The following is a 15,201-nucleotide window of genomic DNA, read 5'->3' on the forward strand; positions in this document are numbered from 1 at the left end:
AGGTTGCGGAGTATTTTACACATAAACCGATAAAACGTTTACTGAATTACGTTAACTAATGGATTAGCAACGCCTTGCCCTTGCCGTTTTAGCAGGAATAAAGTTGACTTTAGGGCAATATTTAACAGCTTGTGCGCAAATAACAAGCAGTTAACGCCTTATTGCAAAAAAATTACTTGCCGTTCTTAATCGCCTTTGTATAATGCAAAGCATAGAGACGAAGGCAAATAAAAAAAGCCTGAGCTCAAAGTGGTTTTTCTTTATTTTCTCTTGTTTTAGAAGATGAAAGAAAAATTATGCCAGTGTGATGGAATTGGTAGACATGACGGATTCAAAATCCGTTGCCTTCGGGCGTGGCGGTTCAAGTCCGCCCACTGGTACCACTTTTTATAACCCTTGCTTTTTAGCAAGGGTTTTTTTATGCCTTGAATTTATGCTTTGAAATTATGGTATCGGACTTGGACGCCACGCGGGTGGCGCTAATACAGGTTAAGAGTCCGCCCACTGGTACCACTTTTTATAACCCTTGCTTTTTAGCAAGGTTTTTTATGCCTGAATTGTAGGTCGAGATTTATCTCGACGAACGAATTAGTCTTATCTCAATGGATTGGTTTCTCTCTACAGACCAGCCTTGTGCAACTGGACTTGGACGCCACGCGGGTGGCGCTAATACAGGTTAAGAGTCCGCCCACTGGTACCACTTTTTATAACCCTTGCTTTTTAGCAAGGTTTTTTATGCCTGAATTGTAGGTCGAGATTTATCTCGACGAACGAATTAGTCTTATCTCAATGGATTGGTTTCTCTCTACAGACCAGCCTTGTGGAACTGGACTTGGTCGCCACGCGGGTGGCGCTAATACAGGTTAAGAGTCCACCCACTGGTACCACTTTTTATAACCCTTGCTTTCTAGCAAGGGTTTTTTTATGCCTCGAATTGTAGGTCGAGATTTATCTCGACGAATTAGATTAATTGGCTCAGTGGATTGGTTTCTCTCTACAGACCAGCCTTGTGCAACTGGACTTGGACGCCACGCGGGTGGCGCTAATACAGGTTAAGAGTCCGCCCACTGGTACCACTTTTTATAACCCTTGCTTTTTAGCAAGGTTTTTTATGCCTGAATTGTAGGTCGAGATTTATCTCGACGAACGAATTAGTCTTATCTCAATGGATTGGTTTCTCTCTACAGACCAGCCTTGTGGAACTGGACTTGGTCGCCACGCGGGTGGCGCTAATACAGGTTAAGAGTCCACCCACTGGTACCACTTTTTATAACCCTTGCTTTTTAGCAAGGTTTTTTATGCCTGAATTGTAGGTCGAGATTTATCTCGACTAATTGGGCTTATCTTGACGAACGAATTGCTCTTATCTCGATGAATTGATTTAAGCAAGCGTCACACCACAGGTGCTATTCGTCGCTACAAATCAAGCCACCTCCACGGTTCAACCCATTATTCTAAACCGGCAGTTACTTCCTCACAAAACTGGCAGTTTTCGGTAAATTGCCTATGCTTTTGTAATTAAATTGGTTTATTGTAGATTTAAGCAGCTAGATTTTATTAGGCAAGAGAGGCGATGAAGGTAACCGTAGAAAAGCAAACCATAGTGCTGTTATCGTTGTTTACCATCGTGTTCTGGAGTTTGACTTTCTACGCGGTAAATCTTATTTCTCACTCTATTGTGGTTCAGGAAGTAAGCGAAAGAACCGAAACGGTAAGGTCTAACATTTCACTTGTCCGCGCTAAAATTGAAAACGCCATATTTATGGACACCTATCTAGCTGAGAGTTTAGCGACTTTTGTTACAATCGATCCTGACTTTGCAATTGAGCATTGGTCTCATGTGGTTGCTAAAGCCGTTGAAAAGTCGACGCTGATTCGCCATGTCGGTCTCGCGCCAAATAATATCATCAGTCATGTCTATCCAGTTGAAGGGAACCGAGCGGCTATCGGTTTCGATTTTCGTACTAACCCTGAACAGTTTCGCACCGTTGAAATTGCAAGAGCCTCTCAAAAGGTATTTATCGCCGGTCCATTGCAGCTAGTACAAGGCGGTGAAGCATTGATAGCGAGGTTTCCTGTGTTTTCAGATTATCCGAGGAATGAAAACTACTGGGGCGCGATTAGTGTAGTTCTAGATTATCAAAAGCTGCTTGAATACAGTGGCATTAACGAGTTGGACAGTGCCACTTTAGCGATTCGAGGTCGAGATGGACTAGGTGAACAGGGGGATGTATTTTATGGCTCTGCTACCTTGTTTGAAACACCAGATTTAGTCATCCCAATCAATTTACCATCTGGTGAATGGCAGCTTGTGGCTGATTATCAAATAGACGAGAACACCTATGCGGAGGAAAGGCAACAAGCTCAGATTTTGGTTACTGCTGTTGCCTCAATATTGTTTCTCTCGTTATTAGTACTCTATCGTTCGTATCACTTAGCACATACCGCCTCGTTGCAAGATGATTTAACTAAGTTGCCCAACCGTCGCTATGCGATTAGGCAACTCAATACGTTACTTGGTCGTTCAGAGCAACCGTCATTTGTGCTGCTTAACCTCGATCTAAATAATTTTAAACAAGTAAATGATAAGTTTGGTCATGAAGTGGGAGATAAGCTGTTACTCCATGTCTCGTCAATTTTGATGAACTCAGTGCGTGTGTACGACTTTATTGCGCGATTGGGGGGGGACGAGTTTGTTATTATTTTGCACAGAGTATCAGAAGACGCTTTGGTTAACTCAATTATAAAAAATATTAAGGAGCAGGTTGAAAAGCAACCGCTACAAGTTGATAGACACACTATTCAAACGACGGTGAGCGTTGGTTATGCTTTCCCTACAGCAAATCAAGATAGTGTTTCTGAACTCATGGCTCGCGCCGACCACAGCATGTATTACGATAAAAATCTGTCGCAACGACAGCAAAAAGAAAGTGAGGTTTTGGAAACAAATCAGGAAACCCACTAGAACTATACTAAGCTTACAGAGTATCAATTAAGTGAGAATGTGCCGTGCAGCTAAAGCAGTCAGTTCTATTTTTCAAAATTGCCGCGTTGACTTCTGCGATTGTGATCATTTTCGTCAGTTGGTTCTTGTATTACGAAGTGAGTCGTAGTGCCCGCCTTACTGCACAACTTACTCAGCTGCAAACCGCTCTACAACGAACCATAGATCAAGAAGAGCACATTCTTATTCGAGCACAAAAAGATGATGTTTCTGCCATCCCACAATTAAAGTACAGCTATCAGGATAGCTTTAGTAACTTGCTTAATTCTATGGCCAATGAAGAGGCCTTGCTGCCGTTGCTATTACAGCTCGATGAACTGTCAAAAGCTTACTTTGGTAAACTAGATGAACTTATCCGCTTGCATGAACAGCTCGGCTATGACGAAAATGCAGGTATTTATGGTGAGTTCAGAGGTAGCGCTCATGCTTTGCAGGATCGAATTTCTGGTAAAGCTATACCTCAGTTGGAAATTGCCATATTGGAATTAAGGCGTAGAGAAAAAGACTTTTTGTTAAGAGCTGACTTAAGTTATTTGCAGCAGCATGAACAACTCGTCATGCATGCTGAGCAACTAATCAAAGACAGCGCGCTAAGTGAAGAGATAAGCAATTTGCTTAAACGTTATGAAGCGGGTTTTGCAAGCTATGTTGCTATTTTGCGAAAGCTAGGTTTGCACGATGGTGAAGGCGTTCGTGCGGAGCTATTCACCGAGAAGCAAAAATTAAGAAGCCAGTTTGAGCTAGTATCAATCCGTACCCAAGCCGTTACACAAGAACGTAAAGAAAGTATCATATTATATGGTCTTATTTTAATTGTGCTGATGAATATTGCCGTGCTTATCTTACTGAATTATCAAAATAGCAAAGTCACACGGCATATACTGGCTATCAATAAAGTACTCGTAAAAGTAGCTAAGCTTGAGGACTTTAGCTTAAGGGTGAATATTGACGGTAACGATGAGATTGCACAAATAGCTCATCAACTTGATGACCTATTAGCATTTATTGAAACCTTGCTTGCGCGCCTAAGCGCAGCGCAGCAACGCTTAATCGAAGAAGCCAAAATGGCGAGTTTAGGAAATATGGTGAGTGGCTTTGCTCATGAGCTTAATACGCCTCTTGGTGTTGCTATTACCAGCCAATCGCATTTAAAAGAGCAAGTCGCGACACTAAAATCGCAACTTGAACTTGGTAAGTTACAGCGGCAAACCTTGACGACACTAATTACTGAGGCAGAAGCCGCGCTATATTTATTAGAAAATAACCTCCACCGCACAGCCTCGCTGGTAGATGATTTTAAGCTTGTGGCAGTGAATCGAGAGTTTGAAGAAAAGAGCACGTTCAACCTTAAGCATTTAGTTAAAAATGTCTTTGATTGCTACCAATCAGAATTAAACCAAGAAGACTATGCCATTGAACTCGAAATCCCCGAAAACCTAACTTTGATCAGCTACCCGTCGGTGTTTAGCCAAGTTGTTGGGTACAGTATTAACAATTGCATCAAGCACGCCAAGATTGACGGGCAAAAGCTCAATATTGTGGTATCTACCGTATTAATTAATGATTATATCCATTTTTATTTTAAAGATGACGGCGCGGGAATAGATAAAGAGCTATTGCCCGCTATCTTTGAGCCTTTCGTTACTTCGAAGCGTTTTTCGGGAGGGACAGGGCTTGGCTTGAGTATCGTATATAACTTAGTAACACAGAAGTTGAAGGGTGAAATCAAAATGCAAAGTCCTGCGCATGGCGGTGCCTGCTTACATATTATTTTAACCGGAACAGAGTTTAATTTTACAGAAGAGTGAGTAACCTGAGCTTCGGATAATTAACGCCTTTCTAGCAGCCAGTTTTTGTGCTAACTGCGTTGAATTCACTTCCAATAGCTAGCTATTGGAAGTGAATTCGTCTTGCCTACAGGATGTAGGTACCAGGGCGGTAGCAGGACGCGAGAGCGGGGTTATCCCCAAAACTCTCTGGCTAGATAAGGAAATAGTTTAATGTGAGTTTAAAAGCAATTAGTTAGCTCATTCCTTATCCAAACCTCAGGTTAAGTAACCGGAGCGTGGGATAACAACTCGCTTTCTAGCGGCCGTTATTTCTTATGCGGATTTGCTTATCTGAATACAGCTTATGTAAGGTAAATAAAGTAAAAAAGCCAGCATGACTGATCATGCTGGCTTTTATTCGGTTCATTGGCAGTAGGTATTAGCCTTTTTTGCTCGCTACCCACTCATCAACAAATGATTCAAGCACGTTTAGTGGAACTGGGCCATTTTTCAGTACGACGTCGTGGAACTCACGAATATCAAACTTATCGCCTAGTTCTTTCTTAGCGGCTTCACGAAGTTCTAAGATCTTCAACATCCCCACTTTATACGCTGTAGCTTGTGAAGGCATAACAATATGGCGCTCTACCATCTTCACTGCGTCTGACTTAGCATTAGGTGTATTATTTACGTAGTAATCAATACCTTCTTGACGTGTCCACTTCATTGCATGGATCCCCGTGTCTACTACTAAACGGCACGCACGCCATAATTCCATCGATAAGCGACCAAAATCTGAATAAGGGTCTTCGTATAAACCCATTTCTTTTGGTACGAGCTCAGAATATAAGCCCCAACCTTCGATGTATGCAGTGTAGCCACCAAACTTACGGAATTTAGGCATATCTTCTAGCTCTTGAGCAATCGCGATCTGCATGTGGTGACCCGGAATACCTTCGTGATAAGCCAAGGCTTCCATTTGGTAAGTCGGCATCGCTTCCATGTCGTAAAGGTTTGCATAGTAAACACCAGGACGTGATCCGTCAGGCGCAGGTTGCTGGTAGAAAGCTTTACCAGCAGATTTTTCGCGGAATGCCTCTACGCGTTTTACTATCATGTCCGCTTTTGGCTTAACGATAAACAGCTCATCCAAGCGTGACTTCATATTATCGATCATCGCTTTGGCTTCAGCTAAATATTGTGCCTTACCAGCTTCTGTATTTGGAAGGTAAAACTGCTTGTCAGTTTTCATGAACTCCATAAAGGCTTTTAAATCGCCTTTGAAGCCCACTTTCTCCTTGATTGCTCGCATTTCGTCATGAATACGCGCCACTTCAGATAAACCGATTTCGTGAATTTCTTCAGCGCTTAATGCTGTGGTTGTCGTACGTGCTAGGGCGTTATTATAAAATTTTTCGCCGTTAGGAAATTTCCATGCTCCATCACGTTTGTCTGCTTTTTTCTCAAGTTTATGTAGGTAGCCAATCAACTTGTTATAAGCAGGTTTTACTGCTGTTGTTAGCGCGTCAGTTGCTTCTTTTACCAGCACTGACTTCTCGTCTTCACTGATTTCAAGTGTTGCTACTTTGCGTTTGAAGTCAGCCAGTAACGTTGAGTCGTCACCCGCAGCAAATGGCGCACCTTTAATGATATTTTCACTTGATTCAATGACGTGAGGGAAAACGAATTTCGGTGCAATAATACCTTTGTCCGCACGCGCTTTTAAGTCAACGATGAGCTGATCAAATACAGCCGGTACACCGTTTAAACGTGAGATATAGGCTTTGGCATCTTTCACATCGGTAATTTGATGCTGGTTGATTAAAAATGCAGGCACCATTGAGTGTGTACCATACATCTGATTTACCGGATATGAGTGATAACGCCATTTAAAATCAGCAATGGTGTTTTCAAGACCTTGCTTGAATAAGTCGTAGCTCACTTGCGTATTGGCATCTAGCTTACTGCGATCAATTGCATTAAGCGCAGCTAAGTCTTGTTTCGTCAGTTCAAGATCTTCAAGTTGGCGCGCTTCGCTGCCGTCATCCCACTTGTCGTAGTCTTGTTTGATACCCATATAAGTTTGGTAAACTGGGCTACGCATTACGCCACGGGTAAACGACGCTTCAAAAAGTGCGTTCGCCTTTTCTACTTCACTTTTTACGACTTGTTGTTCAGCTTTTGGAGTAGGTGCTGGAGAGTGTGTGGTTTGTTGACAGCCAGCAAAAAGCGCGACGCTTACCGCTGCTGCTAAAATGGTTAATTTACGCATTTTATACCCTTTTATTATATGTTGCCGAATGGCGGTTTTCATGCGGGTTGCAGTGAATATCACCCGCATAATTTCTATATCTTATTAAACAAATAACTCTAGCAGATCGTTGAGGTATCGGTGGCCTTTATTTGTAACTAGCCATGAATCGTTGGTTTCCTCAATCAAACCCTTATCTACGGCCTCAGCAATTTGCGTTGCAATAGCGCTAAGTTCAAGACCAGTGTAGTCAATAAACTGTTGTTTTGATGCGGCAGTTTTTAAACGGAACACATTCATAAAAAACTCAAATGGTCTGTCATCGCTTGCAACATGCCACTGCTCATACAAATAGGGTTTACTCAGATCCATATAGCCGCGAGGGTGCTTTACCTTTACGGTTCTTAAGATCTGTTGCTGCTCAGGCAAAGTGATTTTGCCATGCGCACCACAGCCGATCCCGAGATAATCGCCAAATTGCCAATAATTCAAGTTATGTCGACATTGAAACCCCGCTTTGGCATAGCCTGAGATCTCATATTGCTGGTAGCCGTGCTCTGCAAGTAATGCCTGACCTTGTTCTTGGATGTCCCACAGTGTTTCATCCTCAGGTAAAACCGGGGGCTTAGAGGCAAACTGCGTATTTGGCTCAATGGTTAATTGATACCAAGAAAGGTGTGGCGGTGCCATCGCAATGGCTTTTTCTAAATCACTTAAGGCGTCGCTAACAGATTGATTGGGAAGGCCATGCATCAAATCAAGATTAAAGCTATTTAACCCTGCTTGATGGGCTTCTTGTGCGGCATTGAGCGCTTCTTGCTCGCCATGAATACGACCAAGTTGAGTAAGCTTTTCCTGTTGTAAGCTTTGCACTCCTATCGAAATACGATTGATGCCAGCCGCGACATAATGCTTAAAACGATCTGTCTCAACTGTGCCTGGATTTGCTTCTAAAGTGACTTCAATGTCATCCTCAAAACCAATTAGCGCCTCAATTTCACTGAGTAAATAGCGGTACGCTTCACCGGAAAACAGGCTAGGGGTGCCACCGCCAATAAAAATACTACTGAGTTTACGGCCTTGAACATAGTGAAGATCGGCTTTGATATCGTGGAGCAAATGTTGAATATATTCCGTTTCAGGAATATCGCCCTTTTTACCATGGCTGTTGAAATCACAGTAAGGGCACTTTTGCACGCACCAAGGTACGTGCACATAAAGACTTAATGGAGGTAGTTTCACGCGAGGCCTTGAAAGTGACTGACGAGTTGTTTAAGTGCCTGTCCTCTATGGCTGATTGCGTTTTTTTCTTCCTTGGTTAGCTCTGCTGATGTGCAGTCTAAACCTTGTACCTTAAAGATTGGGTCGTAACCAAACCCTTCTCGGCCTTGTTGTGTTGTGGTGATTTCACCTTCCCAACTCGCCTGACAAATAATCGGCGTTGGGTCGTCAGCGTGGCGCATATAAACTAAAACACACCAAAAACGGGCGCTGCGCTCAGTTTGTTCACCAAGCGCTGCGAGTAAGTGATCAATATTTTTTTGGTCGTCGGCGTTTGCGCCAGCATAACGCGCTGAATATACTCCAGGTGCGCCGTTTAATGCGTCTACCTCAAGGCCTGAGTCATCGGCAATGGCAGGCAAGCCAGAAATCTTAGCAGCATGACGAGCCTTGATAATGGCGTTTTCCACAAAGGTCGTGCCGGTTTCTGCAACCTCTGGCACCTTGAAATCACTTTGCGGTAATACCTCAATGTCATACTGATTTAGCATCGCGCTAAGCTCTTTGACTTTACCTTGGTTGCCCGTGGCAAGTACCACTTTATTTGACATATGTTTCTCTACTCTACATAAAACTTTTGTGAGAACGTGAGTTTGCGGCTTTGCTTACCTTCACTGATCTCAATGTCGAAACGAAAAATATCTTCATCGTCGTAATCTAATTGGGCAAGATAGTATATTGCCTCACCTTCCACGACTTCTTTAAACTCTAGCTGCACGGTTTTACCAAGTAAGTTTTTGGCGCTACCTGCAACGCGTGCCTTAACTGCGGGTTTTCCTGGCTTGTCGGCCAAGACCGAGATATTCACAATCGCTTTGTTACCGCTACGAATTAAGCCATACGCTTTTGCAATTGTGGGCTGAACAAAGGTAGACGGGAAGGCGATATAATGCACTTCCCAAGGACCTAAGTCTTTAAATTGGCCGCCTTGTTCATCTTGAGCGAATGCGATTGGTGCAAGCAGCATCATTAACGCAATAATAAATGATTTCATTTGGATGCTCCTATCTCAGTAAATCCATCATTAGGATCTGCAAAAATTGCATGCCGATAATTAGGACTAAAATAGATAAGTCCAGTCCACCTAGCGGTGGGATAACCTTACGAATAGGTCTTAGCATCGGCTCTGTTAATTGCTCGAACACGGCGGCAACTGGATTGTAGCCTTGCGCTACCCAACTTAAGATGGCGCGAATAATAAGGATCCAGAACACCAAACTAAATGCTTCTTTTACTACCGTAATAGCGCCACCAATCAGCGCGCCTAAAGCGTCAAAGTAACCACCGAATAACGCCATCAGCGTCGCCATTTTGGCAAAACCAATAATGAATGCCAGCACCAAAGAGGCAAGATCTAAACCGCCCACACCCGGAATGATTTTTCTCAGTGGGTTCACGGCAAAAGAGGTTGCTTTAACAACCGCTTGGCTTAGCGGGTTATAAAAGTCCGCTTTGACAAGCTGCAACCAGAATCGTAGTAATACGACCATTAAAAATAGATCAAATACGATCCCGACTAAAAATTGCATGGCATTCATTGGTCACCTTTAGATTTCTTTTTCCATTGCTTCAGCGCGCGCGATACATGCATCCATCGCGTCCGCTACGGTTTTTGGTAATTGCTGTGCTTTTAAATGCTCAACGGCTGCGTGGGTTGTGCCACCTTTAGAGGTGACGTTAGCGCGTAGCTGAGCAATGCTAATATCTGGTTGCGATAATGCCATTTCAGCCGCGCCTAGTGCAGTTTGCTGCACAAGCTTTCTGGCTTCCTCAGGACTAAAACCTAGGGCTTTAGCTTTTTCTTCAATGGCTTCCATAAATAAGAAGAAATACGCTGGAGACGAACCCGTTACCGCAATAACGTCGTTGATTTTCGACTCTTCATCAAGCCACAGGGCAATACCTGTGGATGAAAATACTTGCTCAACATAGTCTTTTTCTTCATCGCTGATGTCGACGCCATACAGGCCTGACACACCGCGTCCGAGCAGTGATGGCGTGTTAGGCATACAGCGCACCATTTTTACAGGTTGGCCGAGCATTTCTCTCAGTCGTGCAACGGTAATTCCAGCGGCGACAGAGATAAACAGTTTATTGCTAATATCAATATCTGCATCTTGAAAGGTCTGACACAGCTCGGCCATCATCTGTGGTTTTACAGACAAGACAATGACGTCAGCCGCGGCGACTGCTTCTAGATTATCTTGTGTTGTTCTTACCGATAATTGCTCTGCGACTTTGGCAAGTTTCTCTGCATTGCGGTTGGTGGCAATAATAGACTGCGCGTCAAAGCCACTTTTGATCATACCACCGATAATGGCATAGCTCATATTTCCCGTTCCAATAAATGCAATTGTCTTGTTTGACATTGTGTTATTCACCTCACTGTCGTTTGCCAAAAATATCAGTACCAATGCGAACCATAGTGGAGCCTGCTGCAATCGCAGTGTCTAAATCGCCACTCATTCCCATCGATAAGGTATCTAGCTGTTGATATTGGTCCTTTAGTCTATCAAAGCAAGCGCGCATTTGCTGGAAATATTGTAATTGCTTTTGTTTATCATCGGTTTGCTCTGTAATAGTCATCAAGCCACGAAGCTCCAATTGACGACAGTCATTAATAAACTGCGCCAGCGTATCAATCTCATCGGGATGACAACCTGATTTGTTGTCATCACCGCTAATATTGACCTGCAACAGCACCTTGAGTGGCTTTAAGTTTGTTGGTCTTTGTTCATTTAGCCTGCGTGCGATTTTCTCTCTATCCACGCTTTGTACCCAATGGAAGTTTTCGGCGACTAATCTTGATTTATTGGACTGGATTGGACCAATAAAGTGCCATTCAAGCGCTTTGTTTTGTTTAAAATAGGTAACTTTATCAATCGCTTCTTGTACGTAAGATTCACCGAATTGGGTTTGACCTGCCGCAATCGCAGCCTCAATATCGGCGATAGGTTTGGTTTTAGAAACCGCGAGTAATTGTACTGTTTCGCTGAATTGACAGTTTTGCTTGGCTTTTTCTATCCTGCCGTAGGCGTTATCTAAGCGTTCTGCTATTGTAACCATATAGTACTAGTGCTCATTGTGGAGTTATAAATGGATATTACAGAATTATTGGCTTTTAGTGTTCAACACAAAGCATCTGACTTACACCTTTCTTCAGGTGTTTCCCCTATGATCCGTGTTGACGGGGACGTACGTCGGGTGAATATCCCGCCGTTAGAAGCAAAAGACGTCAGCAGCCTCATCTACGATATTATGAATGATAATCAACGTCGTGACTATGAGCAAAACCTTGAGGTAGATTTCTCGTTCGAAGTGCCAAATCTGGCGCGTTTTCGTGTTAACGCCTTTAATTCAAATCGTGGTCCAGCAGCGGTGTTCCGTACCATTCCAAATCAAGTGCTGAGCTTAGATGATTTGGGGGCACCAGACATTTTTACCAAGATTTCCGACAACCCACGTGGCTTAGTATTGGTAACTGGCCCGACAGGCTCTGGTAAATCAACCACGCTGGCTGCCATGGTAGATTATATTAATAACAACAAACATCACCATATTTTAACCATCGAAGACCCGATTGAATTTGTTCACGACAACAAGCAAAGCCTTATTAACCAACGTGAAGTACACAGAGACACGCACAGCTTTAACGCGGCGCTGAGAAGTGCACTCCGTGAAGACCCAGACGTTATTTTGGTCGGTGAATTACGCGATCTTGAGACCATTCGTTTAGCGCTAACTGCCGCGGAAACAGGTCACTTAGTATTTGGTACTTTGCATACTACCTCAGCACCTAAAACCATCGACCGTATTGTGGACGTGTTCCCAGGTGAAGAAAAAGACATGGTGCGTTCTATGCTGTCAGAGTCGTTACAAGCGGTGATTTCACAAACGTTGGTGAAAAAAGTTGGCGGCGGGCGCATAGCAGCGCATGAAATCATGCTTGGGATCCCAGCTATTCGTAACCTTATTCGTGAAGACAAGATTGCACAGATGTATTCGGCAATTCAAACCGGTGCAATGCACGGTATGCAAACCATGGATCAATGCCTTACAAATTTATTAAACCGTGGTTTGATCACACAGCAAGATGCGCGTGCAAAAGCGCACGATAAAAATCAGTTTAATAGCGGCTATTAGGTAGTGGTGTAGCGATGAATATAGAACCGTTTTTGCAAACGATGACCAATCAGCAAGCATCCGACTTATTCGTTTCGGCGGGGCTTGCGGTGAGCGCCAAAATTGATGGCGAACTTAGAGCGTTAAGTGAAGAAAGCTTAAATGCCGAGCAGTCACTGAATCTTGTTACCTCGATTATGAGCGACAAGCAAAAGCAAGAATTCTTTAACACTAAAGAGTGTAACTTTGCGATTGCCAATGATATCGGGCGTTTTCGTGTTTCAGCATTTTGGCAACGGGATTGTGCGGGCATGGTTATTCGCCGTATCGTTACCGCGATTCCCGATGTCAACGAGCTAGGTTTGCCGTCGGTACTGACCGATGTGATCATGTCCAAACGTGGCTTGGTGTTATTTGTAGGTGGTACGGGCACGGGGAAGTCAACCTCGCTTGCGGCACTGCTCGGTTATCGTAATCGTAACCAACGTGGCCACATTTTGACCATTGAAGATCCTATTGAGTTTGTGCATCAACACCAAAAAAGCATCATTACTCAGCGTGAAGTGGGCATTGATACTGACAGTTTTGAATCTGCCTTAAAAAGTTCATTACGCCAAGCGCCAGATGTTATTTTAATTGGTGAAATTCGCTCGCAAGAAACCATGGAGTATGCACTGAGCTTTGCTGAAACGGGGCATTTATGCGTTGCAACCTTACACGCCAATAATGCTAACCAAGCCATCGACCGTATCATGCACTTAGTCCCCAAAGAAAAGCACGATAAACTGAAGTACGATTTGGCGCTGAACTTGCGCGCTATTGTGGCGCAACAACTAGTGCCTTCTTCAAAAGGCGAAGGTCGAGAGGCGGCCATTGAAGTGTTACTGAACTCCCCACTCGTTGCCGAGCTTATTAAAAAAGGCGATATTGGCTCGATTAAAGAGGCAATGGCAAAATCGAAAGACATGGGCATGCAAACCTTTGATCAAGCGTTGTTTGAGCTTTATAAGCAGCAGCGGATCAACTATGCCGACGCACTACATCATGCTGACTCGCCAAACGATCTGCGCTTGATGATCAAGCTGCAAAATAATGAACAAAAAGGTGCGGGCTTCCTACAAGGGGTTACGGTAGATGGGTTGGATTCGAAGAACTAAACGCAGCTACCTATTCGCTTTTGTGCTGAGCTTTGCTGGAGTACTTAATGCCAGCGAAGCACTTAATGTTTTTATTAGAGATGATGTCCTCGCTGATTATCAACGTTTTGTTGGTGAACGTGACGTCACAAAAATTACCGATTTTAGTGGCCAGTATTTACGCCGTGATGTTGTCGATATGGTGATAGCACAGCAAGCCTTGCAAAAAGGTGGCTTCGACAAAGCATTTATTTTTACGCCAGGCTTTGTCAGTTTTCGTGAATCCAATTTGCTTGAAAAAGGGGAACAACTACTTCACTTTGATAGTTATTGGAAAGCAGACCTTGAAAATAAAGGTCGGCTGCTTTTTATCAGTGAGCCGGTTATTCAAAAAGGTCAGTATTTTGCTGGTATTTATCACGGGATAGATAATCAAAAAGTAAAGCAGCTACAAGCGGAGCAAGGGCTCACCCAGCTAACTTCGGTATCGAACCCTAAGTGGCAGACCGATTGGCAGACCTTGGAGTCACTTCCGCTTAAACAGCTTCATGCTGAACCAGATTGGATGTCACAAGCGCGTATGGTGAGCAAAGGTTGGGTCGACTTCATGTTGATGCCGCTTATGCCGAAGCTAGATAATCGCTTTGTTTTGGAAGATGTTGAGCTCATTGCTAATGAGCATCTAGTCGTGCTGTTAAACGACAGCAGACATTTTGCGGTGTCTCGGCTTCACCCTGAAGGTGAACGAGCGTTTGCTGCATTACAAAAAGGCCTTGCAATACTACGTGAGCAAGGCCGGATCACTAGCGCGTATCAGCAAGCAGGGTTAATACCTGATTTGAATAAGTACCAAGTCGTAAACCCTGCACAGGAGCTTCGCTAGTCATTTATACGCCTACTCGCGGCTAGAGTTGCTTTGCTAGCTGTACAAAAACGGCGATTTCACCATAGTGTTTAGAGGAATAAGAGTTGCCTTACTGCTGGTGATTGAAAGCGTTGAGAGTCCGTTAAATATGATGGACTTTTACAGTTAGCCGTACCTTTAATATCAGTACTGAATTTTTGATATTAAAGGTCGGCGCTAGATTGATATTTTTAGTGTGTTATCGCTACACCGACTACGCCGTGTATAAATATCAATTCACTTGGTGGAAAATAAAGCTCAACAGGCCCAAGAGTTAGTCAGGCTATTCCCACATTGCTTCAAAGTAGCTTTCGAGAATAATACAAGCGGACATGCCGTCTACCTTACCTTTTGCGAGGTTCTTATAGCCACCTTGTTCAAATAAGCGTGCTCTGGCGTCAGCTGTCGTCAAGCGCTCATCTTGTGTTTCTACCGGCAACCGGAAGTGGTTATGCAGGCGGTTGGCAAACTTTTTTGCCCTGAATGTTAAATCTTGATTGGTACCATCCATATTCAGCGGTAGACCGACCACTAATAAATCAGGTTGCCATTCGTTAATAAATACGGCGATGTCATCCCAATTTGGAATACCATCATTTGCCTTTACAGCACCTAAACTTGATGCGGTTGCAGTGATTTCTTGGCCGATAGCCAAGCCGATACTTTTAGTGCCAAAGTCAAACCCGATGACGCTACGTTTACCTTTAGGCACTTTCTCTTTTTTGTTTTCCATG

At 43.6% G+C, this 15,201-nt stretch carries 14 protein-coding genes and 1 tRNA gene; 7 read left to right on the top strand and 8 right to left on the bottom strand.

What is annotated here, in order from left to right:
• Nucleotides 1-298: 298 nt before the first annotated feature.
• The 4 genes from CTT31_RS03305 to CTT31_RS03320 all read left to right on the top strand — a co-directional run bounded on the left by CTT31_RS03305 (nucleotide 299) and on the right by CTT31_RS03320 (nucleotide 4,812).
• A tRNA-Leu gene (locus tag CTT31_RS03305) sits at nucleotides 299-383 on the top strand.
• Between the two features lie 541 nt (nucleotides 384-924).
• Nucleotides 925-1,056 carry a hypothetical protein gene (locus CTT31_RS03310; protein WP_260491979.1) on the top strand — a complete coding sequence of 44 codons (132 nt, stop codon included), beginning with the start codon at nucleotides 925-927 and terminating at the stop codon, nucleotides 1,054-1,056.
• Between the two features lie 517 nt (nucleotides 1,057-1,573).
• Nucleotides 1,574-2,965 (top strand): sensor domain-containing diguanylate cyclase, encoded by a 1,392-nt coding sequence (locus CTT31_RS03315; protein ID WP_260491980.1) that lies wholly within the window; start codon nucleotides 1,574-1,576, stop codon nucleotides 2,963-2,965.
• 44 nt (nucleotides 2,966-3,009) lie between these two features.
• The gene (locus CTT31_RS03320; RefSeq protein ID WP_260491981.1) at nucleotides 3,010-4,812 is read left to right on the top strand and encodes a sensor histidine kinase; all 1,803 of its coding nucleotides are present in this window, start codon (nucleotides 3,010-3,012) and stop codon (nucleotides 4,810-4,812) included.
• A 400-nt stretch (nucleotides 4,813-5,212) separates the two neighbouring features.
• Here CTT31_RS03320 and CTT31_RS03325 read toward each other — a convergent pair whose 3' ends face one another.
• From CTT31_RS03325 to CTT31_RS03355, 7 genes are all read right to left on the bottom strand, one after another.
• Nucleotides 5,213-7,045 carry a DUF885 domain-containing protein gene (locus tag CTT31_RS03325; protein ID WP_211859278.1) on the bottom strand — a complete coding sequence of 611 codons (1,833 nt, stop codon included), beginning with the start codon at nucleotides 7,043-7,045 and terminating at the stop codon, nucleotides 5,213-5,215.
• A gap of 84 nt (nucleotides 7,046-7,129) precedes the next feature.
• The gene (gene hemW, locus CTT31_RS03330; protein ID WP_260491982.1) at nucleotides 7,130-8,266 is read right to left on the bottom strand and encodes a radical SAM family heme chaperone HemW; all 1,137 of its coding nucleotides are present in this window, start codon (nucleotides 8,264-8,266) and stop codon (nucleotides 7,130-7,132) included.
• On the bottom strand, nucleotides 8,263-8,856 hold the full coding sequence (locus CTT31_RS03335) for an XTP/dITP diphosphatase (protein WP_193522438.1): 594 nt from the start codon (nucleotides 8,854-8,856) through the stop codon (nucleotides 8,263-8,265). The genes hemW and CTT31_RS03335 overlap by 4 nt, the downstream gene beginning before the upstream one ends.
• Before the next feature lie 8 nt (nucleotides 8,857-8,864).
• A complete protein-coding gene (locus tag CTT31_RS03340; protein ID WP_069020914.1) occupies nucleotides 8,865-9,299 on the bottom strand; it encodes a DUF4426 domain-containing protein in 435 nt (144 codons plus the stop codon).
• A 10-nt stretch (nucleotides 9,300-9,309) separates the two neighbouring features.
• Complete coding sequence (locus CTT31_RS03345; protein ID WP_010379021.1) at nucleotides 9,310-9,843, bottom strand: YggT family protein; 534 nt, start codon at nucleotides 9,841-9,843, stop codon at nucleotides 9,310-9,312.
• Nucleotides 9,844-9,852: 9 nt separating this feature from the next.
• Nucleotides 9,853-10,674: a pyrroline-5-carboxylate reductase gene (proC, locus tag CTT31_RS03350; protein WP_211859279.1), complete on the bottom strand. Its 822-nt coding sequence runs from the start codon at nucleotides 10,672-10,674 to the stop codon at nucleotides 9,853-9,855.
• Between the two features lie 13 nt (nucleotides 10,675-10,687).
• Nucleotides 10,688-11,371, bottom strand: a complete 684-nt coding sequence (locus CTT31_RS03355; protein WP_211859280.1) for a YggS family pyridoxal phosphate-dependent enzyme — start codon at nucleotides 11,369-11,371, stop codon at nucleotides 10,688-10,690.
• 30 nt (nucleotides 11,372-11,401) lie between these two features.
• On the opposite strand from CTT31_RS03355, the gene CTT31_RS03360 reads away from it, so the two are divergent.
• Genes CTT31_RS03360 through CTT31_RS03370 form a run of 3 tightly spaced genes read left to right on the top strand, consistent with a single transcriptional unit; the run spans nucleotide 11,402 to nucleotide 14,446 of the window.
• The gene (locus CTT31_RS03360) at nucleotides 11,402-12,448 is read left to right on the top strand and encodes a type IV pilus twitching motility protein PilT (RefSeq protein WP_010379026.1); all 1,047 of its coding nucleotides are present in this window, start codon (nucleotides 11,402-11,404) and stop codon (nucleotides 12,446-12,448) included.
• Nucleotides 12,449-12,462: 14 nt separating this feature from the next.
• Nucleotides 12,463-13,584 (top strand): PilT/PilU family type 4a pilus ATPase, encoded by a 1,122-nt coding sequence (locus CTT31_RS03365; RefSeq protein WP_260491983.1) that lies wholly within the window; start codon nucleotides 12,463-12,465, stop codon nucleotides 13,582-13,584.
• Nucleotides 13,562-14,446, top strand: a complete 885-nt coding sequence (locus CTT31_RS03370) for a hypothetical protein (protein WP_069020917.1) — start codon at nucleotides 13,562-13,564, stop codon at nucleotides 14,444-14,446. Before CTT31_RS03365 ends, CTT31_RS03370 begins: the two co-directional genes overlap by 23 nt.
• Nucleotides 14,447-14,750: 304 nt before the next feature.
• Here CTT31_RS03370 and ruvX read toward each other — a convergent pair whose 3' ends face one another.
• Nucleotides 14,751-15,200: a Holliday junction resolvase RuvX gene (gene ruvX / locus CTT31_RS03375; protein ID WP_017217006.1), complete on the bottom strand. Its 450-nt coding sequence runs from the start codon at nucleotides 15,198-15,200 to the stop codon at nucleotides 14,751-14,753.
• Nucleotide 15,201 lies beyond the last annotated feature (1 nt).

Origin of the sequence: Pseudoalteromonas maricaloris (assembly GCF_024746855.1) — a bacterium.
Taxonomy (GTDB): Bacteria; Pseudomonadota; Gammaproteobacteria; order Enterobacterales; family Alteromonadaceae; genus Pseudoalteromonas; species Pseudoalteromonas maricaloris.

Coding starts and splice junctions, on each gene's coding strand:
- CTT31_RS03370 (WP_069020917.1), top strand. CDS start 13,562: ATGGGTTGGATTCGAAGAACTAAACGCAGCTACCTATTCGCTTTTGTG.
- CTT31_RS03315 (WP_260491980.1), top strand. CDS start 1,574: ATGAAGGTAACCGTAGAAAAGCAAACCATAGTGCTGTTATCGTTGTTT.
- ruvX (WP_017217006.1), bottom strand. CDS start 15,200: ATGGAAAACAAAAAAGAGAAAGTGCCTAAAGGTAAACGTAGCGTCATC.
- CTT31_RS03360 (WP_010379026.1), top strand. CDS start 11,402: ATGGATATTACAGAATTATTGGCTTTTAGTGTTCAACACAAAGCATCT.
- CTT31_RS03340 (WP_069020914.1), bottom strand. CDS start 9,299: ATGAAATCATTTATTATTGCGTTAATGATGCTGCTTGCACCAATCGCA.
- CTT31_RS03355 (WP_211859280.1), bottom strand. CDS start 11,371: ATGGTTACAATAGCAGAACGCTTAGATAACGCCTACGGCAGGATAGAA.
- CTT31_RS03335 (WP_193522438.1), bottom strand. CDS start 8,856: ATGTCAAATAAAGTGGTACTTGCCACGGGCAACCAAGGTAAAGTCAAA.
- CTT31_RS03365 (WP_260491983.1), top strand. CDS start 12,463: ATGAATATAGAACCGTTTTTGCAAACGATGACCAATCAGCAAGCATCC.
- proC (WP_211859279.1), bottom strand. CDS start 10,674: ATGTCAAACAAGACAATTGCATTTATTGGAACGGGAAATATGAGCTAT.
- CTT31_RS03345 (WP_010379021.1), bottom strand. CDS start 9,843: ATGAATGCCATGCAATTTTTAGTCGGGATCGTATTTGATCTATTTTTA.
- CTT31_RS03310 (WP_260491979.1), top strand. CDS start 925: ATGCCTCGAATTGTAGGTCGAGATTTATCTCGACGAATTAGATTAATT.
- CTT31_RS03325 (WP_211859278.1), bottom strand. CDS start 7,045: ATGCGTAAATTAACCATTTTAGCAGCAGCGGTAAGCGTCGCGCTTTTT.